15 protein-coding genes are annotated in these 16541 nt (G+C 36.0%); 6 read left to right on the top strand and 9 right to left on the bottom strand.

Annotated elements, in window-relative coordinates:
• Nucleotides 1-6: 6 nt before the first annotated feature.
• The 6 genes from FTV50_RS09740 to ispH form a co-directional block, all read right to left on the bottom strand.
• A complete protein-coding gene (locus FTV50_RS09740) occupies nt 7-3519 on the bottom strand; it encodes a hypothetical protein (RefSeq protein WP_180024304.1) in 3513 nt (1170 codons plus the stop codon).
• 17 nt (nt 3520-3536) lie between these two features.
• Nucleotides 3537-4316, bottom strand: coding sequence for a PilX N-terminal domain-containing pilus assembly protein (locus FTV50_RS09735; protein ID WP_180024303.1), 780 nt, complete (start codon nt 4314-4316; stop codon nt 3537-3539).
• On the bottom strand, nt 4313-5389 hold the full coding sequence (locus FTV50_RS09730; RefSeq protein ID WP_180024302.1) for a PilW family protein: 1077 nt from the start codon (nt 5387-5389) through the stop codon (nt 4313-4315). Before FTV50_RS09730 ends, FTV50_RS09735 begins: the two co-directional genes overlap by 4 nt.
• A gap of 1 nt (nt 5390) precedes the next feature.
• Nucleotides 5391-5903: a type IV pilus modification protein PilV gene (pilV, locus tag FTV50_RS09725; RefSeq protein ID WP_078189360.1), complete on the bottom strand. Its 513-nt coding sequence runs from the start codon at nt 5901-5903 to the stop codon at nt 5391-5393.
• A complete protein-coding gene (locus FTV50_RS09720) occupies nt 5903-6364 on the bottom strand; it encodes a GspH/FimT family protein (protein ID WP_180024301.1) in 462 nt (153 codons plus the stop codon). The genes pilV and FTV50_RS09720 overlap by 1 nt, the downstream gene beginning before the upstream one ends.
• Nucleotides 6365-6527: 163 nt before the next feature.
• Entirely contained in the window at nt 6528-7478 is a 951-nt protein-coding gene (gene ispH, locus FTV50_RS09715) for a 4-hydroxy-3-methylbut-2-enyl diphosphate reductase (RefSeq protein WP_180024300.1), read from the bottom strand.
• Nucleotides 7479-7611: 133 nt separating this feature from the next.
• Here ispH and gmk point away from each other — a divergent pair, with 133 nt between their 5' ends.
• The 6 genes from gmk to bfr all read left to right on the top strand — a co-directional run bounded on the left by gmk (nt 7612) and on the right by bfr (nt 12490).
• The gene (gene gmk / locus FTV50_RS09710; protein ID WP_078192517.1) at nt 7612-8235 is read left to right on the top strand and encodes a guanylate kinase; all 624 of its coding nucleotides are present in this window, start codon (nt 7612-7614) and stop codon (nt 8233-8235) included.
• A 76-nt stretch (nt 8236-8311) separates the two neighbouring features.
• Entirely contained in the window at nt 8312-8593 is a 282-nt protein-coding gene (gene rpoZ, locus FTV50_RS09705; protein WP_067762989.1) for a DNA-directed RNA polymerase subunit omega, read from the top strand.
• A 218-nt stretch (nt 8594-8811) separates the two neighbouring features.
• Nucleotides 8812-10917, top strand: coding sequence for a bifunctional (p)ppGpp synthetase/guanosine-3',5'-bis(diphosphate) 3'-pyrophosphohydrolase (locus FTV50_RS09700; RefSeq protein WP_180024299.1), 2106 nt, complete (start codon nt 8812-8814; stop codon nt 10915-10917).
• A gap of 54 nt (nt 10918-10971) precedes the next feature.
• The gene (locus tag FTV50_RS09695; RefSeq protein WP_180024298.1) at nt 10972-11355 is read left to right on the top strand and encodes a RidA family protein; all 384 of its coding nucleotides are present in this window, start codon (nt 10972-10974) and stop codon (nt 11353-11355) included.
• A 218-nt stretch (nt 11356-11573) separates the two neighbouring features.
• Complete coding sequence (locus FTV50_RS09690) at nt 11574-11768, top strand: bacterioferritin-associated ferredoxin (RefSeq protein ID WP_078192519.1); 195 nt, start codon at nt 11574-11576, stop codon at nt 11766-11768.
• 257 nt (nt 11769-12025) lie between these two features.
• Complete coding sequence (bfr, locus tag FTV50_RS09685; protein WP_180024297.1) at nt 12026-12490, top strand: bacterioferritin; 465 nt, start codon at nt 12026-12028, stop codon at nt 12488-12490.
• A 250-nt stretch (nt 12491-12740) separates the two neighbouring features.
• Here bfr and FTV50_RS09680 read toward each other — a convergent pair whose 3' ends face one another.
• The 3 genes from FTV50_RS09680 to FTV50_RS09670 are packed head-to-tail and all read right to left on the bottom strand — an operon-like array spanning nt 12741 to nt 16496.
• Nucleotides 12741-14240, bottom strand: coding sequence for a fused MFS/spermidine synthase (locus FTV50_RS09680; RefSeq protein ID WP_180024296.1), 1500 nt, complete (start codon nt 14238-14240; stop codon nt 12741-12743).
• The gene (locus FTV50_RS09675) at nt 14227-14847 is read right to left on the bottom strand and encodes a fused MFS/spermidine synthase (RefSeq protein WP_180024295.1); all 621 of its coding nucleotides are present in this window, start codon (nt 14845-14847) and stop codon (nt 14227-14229) included. The genes FTV50_RS09680 and FTV50_RS09675 overlap by 14 nt, the downstream gene beginning before the upstream one ends.
• Complete coding sequence (locus tag FTV50_RS09670; protein ID WP_180024294.1) at nt 14844-16496, bottom strand: phosphoethanolamine transferase; 1653 nt, start codon at nt 16494-16496, stop codon at nt 14844-14846. The genes FTV50_RS09675 and FTV50_RS09670 overlap by 4 nt, the downstream gene beginning before the upstream one ends.
• Between the last annotated feature and the right edge of the window lie 45 nt (nt 16497-16541).

The raw sequence follows: 16541 nt of genomic DNA, 5'->3' as shown, positions 1-16541 counted from the left end.
GCCCACCTATTGTAACTTGGCATACCAACGCTGAGGAATTAAACAAATCTTACTCGCTTCACCGGTATTACCACCCAGACCATTATAAATAGTTCGAGTCCCAGTACTTAAACAATAATTGTTTTCACTACCGCCAGTTCCACCACCATTTCCACCACCATTTCCACCGCCAGTTCCACTACCAGACCCGTCATCAACACTGACAACTGTGCCTGTATGAATACCTACACCTATTTCATCTTTACCATACCATTCAGTACCAAATTTTGTTTTATCACACTGACCATATGGCAAACATAAACGCGAAAGATAACTTTCACCTTTGACACCAGCACCACAATCTCCAGAAATACCTGGACGGGAACCATCAAAAGTAGTTACGTAAAGTACGTAATTCATTGCGATTGGGGTGCCAAATACCTTCTCACTTTGAAATTTGTAGTTATTACATGAGTCTGAACCAGAACAGTTTTTATATTCATAATACCAACCTTTTGTCGAAGCATAAGGTGCTTTAAGCGTAGTATCATCCTTACGATCCTCATCCGTAATCGCAACAAGATTTGTTCTTATAATATCTTGTGTACTATATGCAGATAATGACATCAAATTTTTATTAGCAACATCTTTATCATAAACATTATAAACCGCTTCATAATCTGCACCTGAGGCATAATCCTGCAACGGCTTACTTCTATTTCCAGAGCCAATACTGATAAGTGCAAAAACATCACCTTGGTCACTATATAATGAAAATGCTGGCATATCATAAAAACGTGGACTCATCCCACCAGTTTTACTCAAATTCAGTAATCGAACAGGCTTTTTAACAATATTGCCTAGAGCCGTTGCTTTATTGTCTAAATCAACCCTAAATACTTGACCACCCAAATCTCCAAAGTAAATATTATCAATGAGTTCATCACCGTCGCGATCAACAGTTCGGATCTCACTAACAACACTATTAATCATTGTTGATACATTAGATGCTAAAGGTACTGCTGTACTAGTTGTAGCACTCGCACTCGACCACCATAATAAATCACCATTTTGTGCATCAAACATATAAACACCAGCCCCTTTTGCTGGAGCAGAGCTTGTCGGTGCATATTTAGGGCATTCATAACCTACATTTTTGGAAGTCGTATCTGTACCAGTATTACATGCTGTTGTCCCAGTTTTTGCATCATAACCACCACCAACAAACATTACTTGCTTACGAGTCGTTTTTCCTGCTGAATCCTTCCAATTGATCCAACCAATTGCTGGTTTAGACCAACTTTGCCCCATATGTTGAAGTTGGGTGAACGACTTAGACGTGTTATTGTAAAAAACTTTTTGATTTTCTGGGTCTATATGGAACTTCAGCTTAGGATCGCTCATATTTTGCAGATCTAACGCGTAGTAACTTTTTCCGCCCATGCGTAGTCCACCATATACCATCTGTCGGCCTTTTTGCGTTCCCTTTCCTGAACCAACGGTTAAGTAACCATTATCATCTACCACATATTCGGTATAAGCGGTCCAAGGCCCATCTATACCATAATAAAGATTATTAACACCGCCATTTGTAGAATCATATTTTAGAAAAGCATTTTTTTGCTTTTCAATCATTTCATTTGGCACAAATGTAAATACTTCATCACCACCAGCATCAGAAATTCCAGATCCATTTTTATCACCAATTACAATATCGCCATTTTCTAAACGTTGTTTTCCAGCTTTAACGACATGTAAAACACCTTGTGTAGTACCAAATAAAATGTAATCTTCACGCCCCTCAGAACTGAGTCGCTTGACATCTTTATCGTATGCAATTTTACCCTTATTCGTAATTAATAAAGGAGATGAGTGCATTACTGCACCGATTTGGCGTAACTCTTTATTTAAAGTTGTTGATGTTGGGTTGTTTAAATCATTTACGTTATAGCCAAGCAAAGCCATAAGATAACTATTATTTGCATTATCGGCTTTATAGACACTATTTGTTAGATCAGCCCGAGTGACCTGTCTAAGTTTAGTCCCACCACTCCAAACACCTGAATTTACATCTCGATTTGTTAATACTTTACGTTGCTCTTTTGTGTTATCACTCGCACTAAAACCTAATTTTAGTTGAGAAAACACCCCTCCACGCAATGCAAACTTAGTACTACCTTCTGTAAACTCATCACCTTCTTTATTTGCATCAACAACTGATGCTGCCCACAGGTCATAATTATCTTTAATCGCACCTTCATCATCTAAAATAGTATTTTTATTTTTATCTTTTAATACACCGTTGATAACAGCATATTTTTTTAAATTACCAGCCCAGAGTTGAAAGCTTTTCTCTGGGGTTGGTTGAAATTGAGGATAATATGCAAAATCTTGAATAACTGATGGATTTAAAGCGTCTTGCGGAACAGAAGGTGAACCCGTCGTAACAGTTGGTATTGCCACTCCTAAGTCACCTAAAAAGGCATTAACACTATTTACAATATCCTCAGAACTTTTTCCAGAATACCACCCACCCTCACCAATAATTCCTAACTTAGCCGCATTCTTTTGGTTCGTACTAGCATTGGAAGCATCCACCGCTGCCAAATTTTCAGCACGAGTTTTAGCCTTATCAAAACTTGGTACAGAGTTAAAAGAATTACCAAACCCAACCATCGCAGTTTTAATTTTTAAATTAACTGGATTTTTAGTCGGGTCTAATAATGTCTCAGCCAGCTGATGACTACATGTCCAAGTGCTATTATCCGTACATGTAAAAGCATTACCATAAGCACCCAGTGCCTTTTTCATAAGATCTCTAGGACTGCTATCATTTACAGGGTCACCGTCAGTCAAAATATAGACACCTTGACCACTACATTTTTTTATTGCATCTGTTTGCACTAATGATGCAGGCTTTTGGTATTTATTTGTCGCAGCATTTTTTGTTGTATCATCTGAATAAGCGTAACCACTTCCAGTTGTGCCAGAAGTTGTCTCCCCCATTAAGTATGCTATAGCTTCACTGTATGAACGAGAGGTTGGTGTATTAGTAGAAGCTGTAAGACTATTTACTTGATCGATCAAAATTTGCCTATGGGTTTTCCCATTATTAGGCATATTAAAACAACCAACCGCACCATATACGCAGTCTAACCGTCTTGCTGGAACTAATACTGCACCAGTATTATAATTATTATTATTATACTTAGCCCCTAAAGTGGAGATACCAATTACCTTATCGTCACTAATTGGCAATATTTTTTTTGTTGTATTCCCTTGCAATAAATCGGTCATTGCAATTTTTAAACGTTGAATCCTACTTCCTGTTGTTCCTGAATCAAAATTACCCATACTGCCCGAAATATCAAGTACAAACATCAAGGTAATATCACCCGACTTGGCCTCCTGATAAATATCAATATCACTTGCTTGTGCTACACTTGATGCTACTAGACCCGTATAAATTGCTGCGATACTGGTCGCAAGAATTTTCAGACAATAGGATTTTTTTATCGCATTCTGTTCAATCTTTTTCATCTTTTCTTACTCCCAAATCACGTAAAATCTTGTGCAATCACATACTCAGTCGCATGTGAAGTATATGGAACATTTAACCCCGACAAACATTCCGTCACACTTTTAGTTGGATCATCCTCGATGGGATCAACTTTAGATGGTTTTGTCGTACCATCAGGTATGGAAACTTCATTCATTCTTGCATTAAGACAAGTATCAATTTTCGAGCGATCTGCTGTGCTGAGCGCAGGCATAATCGAAACAGCGAACACTTTCACTGGTTTACTTTTTTCAAACTTCACACCCTTTTCATCAGAACCGAACTGCATTCCATAAAATGGATCCGCATCAGACTGAGTTGAATATTTCACAGCAACTTGAGTAATAACAGCCTTACGACCACTCGTAAAAAAGTTGCTTGTAGTAGATGTTGATGTACTGCAATAACCATCCATTCCCATTGCATTTGCTGTTGGTTTTGACTGTCCACCTTCCCATTGCATAATGCTGGCACGATTAATATCAAAAAAGTCCGCCTTATCACCCATATAGCAAAATACTAATTCTTTATCTTTATTTTCAGCCCCACTGATATAACCAAACATTCCACTCGTGGTTAAACTTTGAATTAAGTTCTCTTCTTTTTCCACACTAAAAAAAGCTGAATCAGCATTTTGTAAAAGTAATTGTTGAGCTTGGCTGTTTGTAGCAATGCTTAAACCCACTACACTATTTTTTATAGCTAATGTCCCAATTACAGTTATCGCCAATAAAAGTACCAATACAACTATTAAGGTCGCACCATTTTGATTTTTCATTTTCCTCGCTCCCCAAACGTGTTACGTAACGCAATCGTTTGAGAAACAACTTGTCTTACGTACTTAGAAGATGAATTAGTTTTTGGCGTTTTAACAACGACTGTCTGATCCAAAACTTTAAATTCTTGATCATCCTTAAAAGCTGAATCACTTCCAACACTTTGGGTCGAACGACCTAATAGCCCTAACTGTACAGATAAAATCCGCGGTTTAGGCTCTTCTGTTAAATCCATATATTTTTCTTGAGAAATATATTCATAACCATTTTTCGTATGAATCCCAAATAAAACCCGAAAGTGGTCAACTCGTTTCATTATAATTTCACCCTGACCACCAAAATCAGTTAATACTGTTGGATTGACGTCTGCAGAAGCGCTATTTTTATAAGACTCCCAATACCACCCTGCATCACAAGCTAAAGAAAGTGATTCATTTGGTTCAGTACCTTTATCGGTATCTTCCCTTAAGAAATAGCGCTGTACAATAATTCGCTTTGCAGGTTCTGTTTTTAAAAATTCAATTTTATTACCTTCACAATCGTATCCCCCAAACCACATATCATCTGATGTAACTGTTGTTCCTTTATCATCTGTGACATATTGAGGTTTGTATTGAATAACTAATTGATCACTAGACACATCACCCGACTCACAACCATTATCTATTACATCAGCACAAGAGACATTAGATGAATGAATCCCACTAGATGTCAAAAAAGATTCCGCTGTATTAGCGCCTATTAATGTTGGATATAAATTACTAAATACTTTTTTGGGTACGGTATCAGTTGCAGGAATAGTTCGTGCATTTGCAGCAGATGTAAATACTATTCCTCCATATGTTGTTTCGTCATTTATGATGGATTTAATATTGTTTAAATTAGTAGATCTAATTTCGTCAGTAATATAATTCAAACCAAAAGTGGTATTATCCTGCAAATTAGCCATACCTTGTTGTAAAGCATAACTTTTTTGAGCCGTAATAAACATCAATATTGCTGCAGCAGAAACAATCAAACCCAATGCTAATGCAATCATTAACTCAATTAATGTAAAACCATGTTGAAGTTTCATATTAGTACACCTCCATGATCAGGCATGTTGAACTTGGATCATAAGAAGTCGAGTTAGTACATCCACCAGCCCCTGCATCCGTTTCATTCGTCGGGCTTGTCTCCCCCCACGCGACATATATACATGCACGACCATCATCATTCCCCTGACAATCGATCAAATTTACTGCCATAGCTTTTTCATGTGCTTTTTTAACAATTTCAGAAACATCAAAATCAGCCATTTCATCTGCATCACATGCGGTCTGATAACAGTTTTTAGTAGACGTTTTTTGTTCAGCCGGCGTTGTTATTTCAGACTTATATTTTTCCAAAGCACCCCGATTTACACGAATGCGCTCGGCAAAATCACGAGCCAAACTCATGCCTTCTACTCGATAGGTACTTTCAGCCGATGCCTCAATTGCACGATATTGCAATGCAATAAATCCAAGCACGCCTATTGCTAGCACTAATAGCGCGACTAGGACCTCCATCAATCCCAAACCTTTCTGTACTGATATGTAATGATGCATTAGCAAGTACCCTCTACAATTTGTTGAATTATCCCCATTCTTGAAATCGTAATTATCTTTGATTTCTCTCCGGAATTTTCGTTACAGACTTCAATGACTACGTCAGTCATTGAACTACTCACTCTTCCTGTCATATCAAATACAATAGGGCTAACTGATGTTTTTAATTCAGATTTACCAGAAGGACTCCACCCAAACAAAAGCTTTTCTCTCATTTTTTCTTTTTCAGCGCTACTCGAGGTAACAGTATTTAATGAAAGATCAACCTCTACATTTTGACGATTTAATACAGCTTGAGCTCTTGCCTCATTCATTACCGAGATTAAAGTATTCGTACTTTTATTTAGATTCTGATTTAAAAGCATATTATTCATAAATGGCGCTGCCATTCCCGCAATAATTGCTATCACAGCAATTGTCACAATCAGCTCAATTAACGTAAATCCATTATTTTTCTGCATACTCCCCCCAAGGCGCGCCAAACTTTACCCTATTAAAAATAATATCTAATTAAATTACAAAACAAACACAAATTAGGATAAAAGGCATAAAAAAACAGATAATTGCCAAAAAGCAATTATCTGTCAATTCTTAAAAAATTCAGAATGTTAAGTCATTAACACTTTATGCCTGAGTTACAGGAATACGTAACTCTTTTGGTAAACTAAATGTAATATTTTCTTCACGACCATCCAGTTCTTGCGGTGCTTTTGCTCCCCAATCTTGTAAGCGCTGAATTACCTGTTTAATTAAAATTTCAGGTGCAGATGCTCCTGCAGTTACACCAATTTTAGTCTGTTCATTAAACCATTCTTGCTGTAACTGATCGGCATTGTCCACTAAATACGCATACTTACCCATCCGTTCTGCCAATTCACGTAATCGGTTCGAATTCGAAGAGTTCGGCGAACCCACAACCAATACAACATCACATTGCTCAGCCAGATCACGTACGGCATCTTGGCGGTTTTGAGTGGCATAACAAATATCATCTTTGCGCGGCCCCTGAATTTCAGGGAACTTCTGACGTAGGGCATCAATCACTTTTGCTGTGTCATCGATAGAAAGCGTGGTCTGAGTTACAAACGCTACTTTTTCAGGATGCACCACTTTTAGATCAGCAACATCTTGTTCATCTTCAACCAAATAAATCGAACCACCATTTTTGGTGTCATACTGACCCATTGTCCCTTCAACTTCTGGGTGACCTTCATGACCAATCAAAATTGCTTCCACACCTTCACGGGCATACTTGGTCACTTCTATATGTACCTTAGTCACCAAAGGGCAAGTCGCATCAAAAACTTTTAGCCCACGGCGCTCAGCTTCTTGTTGTACCGCTTTAGATACACCATGCGCACTGAAGATCACGATATTGTCATCAGGCACTTCATCCAGTTCATCCACAAATATCGCACCGCGTTGACGCAAGTCGTCCACCACAAATTTATTGTGTACTACTTCGTGACGTACATAAATGGGTGGGTTAAAGCATTCCAATGCACGGTTCACAATCGCGATGGCGCGATCAACACCTGCACAGAAACCGCGTGGATTAGCTAAAACAATTTCCATAGAATCCTCAATGCCCACTCAATTTTACGGGTATCATTTGAAATAAATGTAAACAATAGACGTCTGACTATTTTGTTTGGCGCGCGTCTACTCTAAAATAGAGAAGATATTTTATCATATCAGGAAAAATATCATGTCGGGTCTCTTGTTTGTCGTTTCTGCTGCTTCGGGAACGGGCAAAACATCCCTCGTTAAAGCCCTGCTTGAACGTGTAAACAATTTACATGTCTCTGTTTCTCATACCACTCGTGGTCAGCGTCCTGGCGAATTAGACGGCGTACATTACCATTTTGCAAAAAAAGAAGATTTTCTATCTTTGGTAAATGAAGGCGGCTTCATTGAATATGCAGAAGTTTTTGGTAATTATTACGGTACTGCACAGCGCACAGTAAAAGAACAATTGGCCAAAGGTCATGACGTTTTACTTGAAATTGACTGGCAAGGTGCTGAACAGGTTCGTAAACTTTTTCCTGAATCTAGACAAATTTTTATTCTCCCTCCGAGTCAGTTCGATTTACGTCAACGTTTATCCAATCGTGGTACAGACTCTGTTGAAGTGATTGAACATCGCCTAAGCTGTGCCGTAGAAGATATGCAGCAATACGTTAATTTTGACTATATCATTATTAATGATGACTTTAATAAAGCACTGCATGACTTAGAGTCCGTGATTATTGCCAATCGTCTTGTTTTAAAACAACAGGCCATGCGTCACGAAAAATTGATTGAGAAATTAATCACCCCTACGGAACAGTGATTAAAACTTGAGTCTATAGACAAAGCACCTTATACTGCACAGTCTGTTAAAAATTTATATTCAAACGAGAATTCTTATGGCACGCGTAACCGTTGAAGATTGTTTAGACCATGTAGACAACCGCTTTGAGCTTGTACTAGTGGCAAGCAAACGCGCGCGTCAATTGGCACGTCAAGGTATCGAACCTACTGTTGAGTGGGACAATGACAAACCAACCGTTGTTGCTCTTCGTGAAATCGCAGCGGGTCACGTTTCTAAAGACATTTTGAAACAACGTGAACAAGACTACCAAACTTCAAGTTTAGACCTTGCACTTTCTGCAAATAACCTAAACTTAGACGGTTTTTCTTTCCAATAAGATAAACCTGACCTTAAAAGCCTAGTTTTTAACTAGGCTTTTTTTATGGATTCTCTTTAATATTTTACTCAGAACAGTTATAACATAAGCTTAAGAAGTGCAAAGCAAGCAAAAAAGATTTTCATTTTTTTAAACTAAAAAATTGACAAGTCATGCAATATGCATTTCATTAAAGTATTAATCGTTTCATTTGTAAATCAGTAGTAAAAGGGTGTTCTATGCCAGGCCCAATGGTCAGCCAAGCCAAGCAACAGTTAAATGTGATTATCGACGCTTACCTTTCAGTAAGTGATGTCGAACGCGTGCTTGAAGCTTGCGACTATGCGGATATTGCTCATGATGGCATTACACGTAAAAGTGGCGAACCCTACATCCTCCACCCAATTGCGGTGAGCTGTATTTTGGCGCATATGCGTCTTGATGCGGAAACTTTAATGGCCGCTTTACTACATGATGTCATTGAAGATACCGAATTTACAAAACAAGATATTACTGAAAAATTTGGTCTGACCGTTGCTGAACTCGTCGACGGCGTCACTAAACTCAGCCACTCTAGTGATAAAGAATATAATAAAGCCGCATCCTTCCGTAAAATTCTGCAAGCCACCCTACAAGACCCACGTGTCATTATTATTAAACTGGCGGATCGTTATCACAATATGACCACACTAGGTGCTTTACGCCCTGACAAACGTGCTCGTATTGCCCAAGAAACTTTTGAAATTTTTGTACCTATGGCACGCCTTGTCGGTATGAATGAAATGGCCGACAACCTTGAACATTTGTGTTATCAAAATCTCGACTTAGATATGTATAACAATGTTCAAGAAGCGTTATTACAAACCAAACCGAAACGCTGCGAATACCAGACCAAGTGGGAAAACAACCTCACCACCTTGCTAGAACAACACCATATTTCAGGTCGAATTAAAAAGAAGAATAATAATATTGAATTACTTCGCCACTTTGTAAAAAACGATATCGATCTGCAAGAGCTCACCCATAGTCATGCCTTTGAAATTATTTTACAAAGCATCGCAGACTGTGACCGACTTGCTGATATCCTTAAAGAAAGCTTTAAAGTTCTAAATTACACCGATCATATTCGCCGCCCGTTACCCGGTGGCAACCAGTCACTGATGATGCGCTTAAAAGGTGAAAAGACCATTTTATCTCTGACTATCCAAACGGAGTTGATGCGTAAAGCGGCGCGCTTTGGTGTGGTTCTCGGTGAAAATGCACCACAAGCTTGTCGCTCAGCGATCCAAGCCTCCATGCAAAATTTAAACGTGTTAGTCGATGGTGCATGTGCCAAGACAACATTTAGTGAATTACTCGATTATCTACATCAAGAGAAAATTTGGGTTTATACCCCACATGGTCATTTGCATGAACTCCCTCAGGGTGCCACAGCGGTTGATTTCGCTTATTCAGCAAGCTTATTTTTGGGCAACCATGCCGTTGGTGCGAAAATTGATGGGGAAACCAAGCCCCTTTCAACACCATTACTGAGTGGTCAAGTGATTGAAATTATCACTGATGTTCTTGCAACACCAAACCCTGACTGGCTAAGCTTTATTAATACCCAAAAAGCCCGCCGCGCATTACAAAATATCCTCCGCGACCAAGACCAAGATGAACAACGTTTAGTGGGTCAGCAAGCTTTAAATCGCGCATTAAAACTCTTTAACCGTTCTGTAAGTGATTTGACATTAGCGGATTGGGAAAATGTGCTGAATTGGCGTCATTTAAATGATAAAGAACAATTATTTGAACACATTGCCGTGGGTGACTTATTACCGCAATTGGTTGCTAATCATTTATATGCTCAAGATACCATTCAGGATTCAAACTCTGCACGCTTAATCTTGGGCACTGATGGCGTCGACGTCAAATATGCGCACTGCTGTAACCCGGTTTTAGGTGATCCAATACAAGGGCATTTATCACGTCGTGGTTTGATTGTGCACCGTTCACGTTGTCATAATTTATTGCATGAACAACATTTACATCCTGAAAATATCATGCCTTTACACTGGACTACAGAAGACAGTGAGGACATTAGTTTTACAGCCTATTTATGCTTAAACATGCTGTTAAATGATGAGCAAATTTCAGAACTGATCTATCTATGCCGTAAAGAAAAAGTCGGTGTAGAAACTGTCCGTTCACATGAAGAAAAAACCTATGTGAATATTGTTGTACACAATCGTAAACAAATTGCCGAAATTATCCGTAATTTAAGAATGCATTTTGGCTTCCCACGCATCAGTCGTTTGGCACAACCTGTTGCCATTGCTGAGCCTGCGAAAGTTGCCAGCTAACCTGACACCACATATTTATATGTGATGTGTCTGTGATGATAATAGGAGAAATAGATGTCCCGCCAGGTAATCCATACTGAAAATGCACCCGCTGCAATTGGTACTTACTCACAAGCCATTTTAGTGGGCGACACTTTGTATTTATCAGGTCAAATTGGCTTAGATCCATATAGTATGGAGCTGGTAGAAGGCATTGAAGCTCAAATTCGCCGTGTATTCGACAACTTAAAAGCGGTATGTGAAGCTGCAGGTGGTTCGCTAGCAGATATCGCTAAGCTGAATATTTTCCTCACTGACCTTTCTAACTTCCAATTGGTCAACCAAATTATGGGCGAATACTTTGCTCAACCCTACCCTGCACGCGCAGCACTCGGTGTTGCTAGCCTACCAAAAGGTGCACTAGTTGAAATGGATGGCGTGGTGATTATTAATCAATAAGTTAGTAAACACCGATTAAGCCTTTCACTAAATATCATATTCCAAAAGAACAAAAAGCCTCACATGGAAATCTGAGCATTACTCAGATTTCCGCTTAAATGACAGTTTTTATTCAAAAACTCAATCACTTTAAAAGCATTTTTAAATGATTTTTATTGACAAACGATAATAATTATCAATAATATTACTTATCCCATTTATTCACTTGGTTTGATTTCATGTACGTTTGTTTGTGCCGTGGTATTACTGATCAAGACATTAAAGATGCAATTGCCAATGGCGCAGAAAGCTATCGTGAAGTTCGCGATATGCTTGATTTAGGCACCTGTTGTGGTCGCTGTGCTCCTGAAGCTCGTATGATCATAAGTGATGAAGTTGCACAAATTGCAGCCCGTATCGCAATTGCCGCATAAACCAAGCTTTTAAATTTTCTTAACAATCATAATTATAAAACCAATGGTTTTAGACCATTCCTCCTCTCCCGCTTCTGACTCTAAGCGGGTTTTTATTTATTAAAGTCCTGAAAATTAGCGCCTTGTTTTGATTGTGATTTTCATTTGCTGTTCTATAAAATACTCGCTAAATTGCACTTTGTTGTTTAAGATATTTCTATTCTAATATCGAATTTATATTGCTTAATTCGAGCTTTATTGCAGTTAAGGAGTCAGACATGAAAGGCAATCGTGATGTAATTAATCAGTTAAATCAAGTGCTTTATCATCATTTAACTGCAATTAACCAATATTTTCTTCATTCACGGATGTTTAACGATTGGGGCATTGAGAAACTTGGTTCAGCAGAATATAAAGAATCAATCCGTCAAATGAAGCATGCCGATAAAATTATTGAACGTATTCTATTTTTAGAAGGCCTGCCAAACTTGCAGCACCTCGGTAAGCTGTATATTGGTCAACACACGGTTGAAGTACTGAATTGTGATGTGCGTAAAGTCAAAGAGAACATTCAAGCCATTCAAACTGCAGTTAAACTAGCAGAAGAACAGTTAGATTATGTCACTCGAGATCTGGCTCAAGAAATTTTAGAGAAAGAAGAAGAATGGTTGGATTGGACAACCACTCAGCTAGACCTTGTTGAGTCTATCGGTGTAGAGAATTATATTCAGAGCCAGATTTAAATATTTAAGCCCACATCTGTGGGCTTAAATATATTACAGATGATTAAGACAATTCAACTAAAACAATTAATAGCCCTAAATAATATATATCCTAAACTATCATCAACAACTTTAAAATAATTATATCACCTTGTTAAAAAAGGTAAATATAATTCAAAGTAATCAATAATATAATGATTAAAACTTTCAAATATAAACAACTAAAACCGAAAAAATATTAGAATCAATTTAAAGATATATAAACTCATATTCACAACCCTTTACCATATTTAAACTCAGTAATCATATTATCATCTGTGATGACTTGCTTATATCGAGGACTCAGTTGAATTTTATCAAAAGGAATCAACTCATTACTATAAATAATATGTGCTGCATTAATACATTCATTTAGATCATTAAAAGTTGATTTTTGAGTGATTGGATCTTTCATTAAACATAGATTATGTGCAATAGTGTCAACATCTAATTTCTGTGGATGTTTAGCACCCAACACAAAAAATTTATATTGATATACATAAGGAAAAACAGTTTTTGCTGTAGAAAAAGCATTCATAGACTCAGTTGTATTATAAAAAACTAACGCATTATCTTCCAAACGTTGGCTAATAATTTCGACAAAATTTTTACTCAGCAAATTTGAGCCATACGCTCTCCAGTGCCACGTCGTATTCATCAAAATAGTATCGAATTTTATATTATTATTTTTCTTTAACCATTTTCGACCATCATCAATAACTATTTCAACTCTTGGATCATCAAGCAAACCTCCAACTTCAGGATATAATTTAATCAACTCTATATAATTAGGATTAATCTCAATGATAGTCATTTTTTTAATATTTGGCATTAAGCTTAATACTTTTGCCCAGGAACCAGTACTTAGTCCAATAACTAAGATATTTTCCGCTTTTGGATTAAGTGTAGCAATTAAATAGGCACGATCTATACCATTAGAATTATGGAAAATATTAGTATTTAATTTACCATCATATACATTTGCTCCAAAGACAATTTGATCTTTATTATTTTCATAAACTTGTATAACTCCATGTTTGTTTTCTAAAATAAAATTTGGATAAAGATTTAGTTGGTAACTATTTTTTGATAATTCATGAAAAATCTTTTCAGGTAAAAGCATCAGTACAAATGGCACAATAACAAAACTCAAAGATAACAGTTTCATATTTAATTTTTTTTGACATAATACTGCTATCACTAACGTTAACAAACAGATAATTAAATAAACTTGCTGTGTATTGAAAAAATCCAAGGCAAAAAAACTTATTAAAAGTGGTGCCAAAGCACTTCCGAACACATTACTAAAGTAAACATTAGAAATTTGTGCACCTGTTTTTGAAACTTTTGTACCAACATGGTGAATCATTGGAAAAATAATGCCACGAACAGCAGCACAAATAAAAACACACAAACCTAAAATTAAAATAGAAGGCGTTAAATAGTGACTATACAAATAAACAAATATAATTAATAAAATATCTATGATACCAGCAATAAAAAAAACATTACCTAAATAATCAACTTTTAGATTTTTATTATTTTTACATATTTTTTTACCTACATGTGCACCAAATGCAATCCCCATAAGAAATATAGCTAAAGTAAAAGAAAAAGTTTGCGGAACCGACATACCAAGAAATGAAATGTATCGCATCCAAATAATTTCTTGTGCTAAACTGAGAAAACCGCTTGAAAATGAGATTATAAAAATTAATTTATTGTTTTTCATGATTTTCACGTCCATATTTCAAAAATATAATAGATGCAATGAAGATGTTTAACCCTGCAGCCAAGTAAATTGTCTGAGAAAGTGTTATATAGTTAAACAAAACAAATCCCGTTGCTAATGCACCTATCGCAGCACCTAAAGTATTAAAAAAATACAAAGTTCCAATTGATTCACCTATATTGGAAATATAGCGATTAAAAAAACTGGTTAAAACAGGAAGTGTAGCCCCCATCAAAAACGTAGGAAAAATAAGGATCAAAAAAGTGATCAGAGTTAGTACTAAAAGACTACTATGAATAAATATATCTTGTATTAAATATATAATTTTTGCACTAAATAGTCCAAAACCACCTACTCCTAACTCTATTAAACAAAAGATCATTAATAAAGAATGCTTAAACCTATCAGCAATTCGTCCACCAAAATACGCACCGACCCCAAGACCAGCCATAAAGACTGAAACAATCACTGTAATTGAAGTCAAATCAACCCCAAAGCCTGTAAATAATATACGTTGCCAACACACTTGGTAAATAAGTGCACTAAATCCAGAAATAAAAAAAACGCCAGTCAAACTTTCTAACATTTTCTCGTTACTTTTAATCATTTTATTTCTTTACACTCCCCAATAAACTTTGCTTGATCATAGTCCCTCCCTCCCATCACCAATCGTGGATAATTTTTAAAGTTTTTTAAAATACTTCTTGATAATGAGTCATTAGGAATCGAAATATCAGCAGCATCAATCAATGAAGGAAAGATTGATGTTTGATTAATCTTCCTGTCTTTATTATCTTTAAGATATTTTACTTTTTCTGGAGATTGATTTTCAAATTTATCTGAATACCATGCAAAACCAGCAATTTCAAAATTTCTTGCTGTTTCTAGTCCATGTCCACTTTTCAAACATTTTTTATCAAACAAGTCCTCACCATGATCCGAACTATATAATAAAAATGAGCGAACTTCTGTTTGACTTTTAAGTATCTGAATAAGGCTGTTAAGAACATAATCTGTAAAAATAATACTATTATCATAACTGTTTCTTAATTCTTTCTTATATTTCAGTTCTTGCAAACTATAATTATTTAAAGACGAAAGGTCTGGTTTAAATTTTGCAAATGATGATGGATAACGGTGAACATAGTTATAATGACTGCCTAATGTATGGATTACAATTAATCGTTTCTTTTCTGGATTTTCCACGATTTTATTAAATAATGGAATTAATACATCATCATATTCACCCGCATTTGTATATCCAGTTTTATTTAAAAAATGTATTTCGTCTGCTTCTTTTGCATAAACGGAAGTACTCGTATCATAGACGCCAATTTTTTGTTGTGTAGACAACCAATAGGTTTTAAACCCTGCTTCTCTAAAAGCTGAAATAACTGATTTTTCTGCAAAATCGTATCGATAAACGGCTTTATCTGACTTACGCGTCAACATCATTGGAATCGAACTTCGTGTTGCGCTCGATAGCGAAATAAAATTTGTAAAATTTACTAAATTTTCTTGTTGACTAAGTTTTGGATTAGTCTTACGTGTATAACCATTTAACTGCCAACTTTCTTTACGACTTGTTTCCCCCAATACTAAAACATAAATTTCTTTTTCATCTAAAAATTCACTACGCTTTGCATCAAATTTAAAATTATTATTTTTTTCATATGCTTGATTTATTTTTTTTTGTTCTTTAAATACATTAAAGCTACTAATTACTAGGCCTAGAGGATATGTTTGCTTTAAGTCTTTCAAGAAACTATTTTCTTCTTCAACTAGAAAATTTTTTTCTGGACTTCCAGTCGCTGCATTAATATCATTGACAACCGCAGCATTAAAACTATAACCAATTAAAAAATATAATGTCCCTAAAACTAAAACAAGATAGCGACTCCAATGACACCATACTATGGGATGAAAATAATTTTTATAGCAAATATAAATACAATATACCAACCATGAGAAATAGAAAAATATATAAAAATAGATATTTCCTCCTAAAAACTGTAAAACTTCTTGAATATCTGTTTCTATAACAATACTAAGTATCTGCTCATTAAACTCAACATGATAAATCGAAATATAATAAATATATGCAGGAATAAAAAATAAAAATGGAAACAATACAAATAAATATTGAGACGTTTTAAAAAATGAAAATAAATAGACAAAAACAAAGACGCTCATCAAAATAATATGGAAATTTTGATGGTAAAAGAAGAGATAAAAATCAGGTAATAATAAATACATTTATTCATAAAAAAGCTCTCTTAAGAGAGCTTTTTTAAATTTTTT

The sequence above is a fragment of the Acinetobacter sp. YH1901134 genome (assembly GCF_013416965.1).
Classification (GTDB): domain Bacteria; phylum Pseudomonadota; class Gammaproteobacteria; order Pseudomonadales; family Moraxellaceae; genus Acinetobacter; species Acinetobacter amyesii.
The sequence above is the reverse complement of the archived record's forward strand: the minus strand, read 5'-3'. Positions and strand labels throughout refer to the sequence as shown.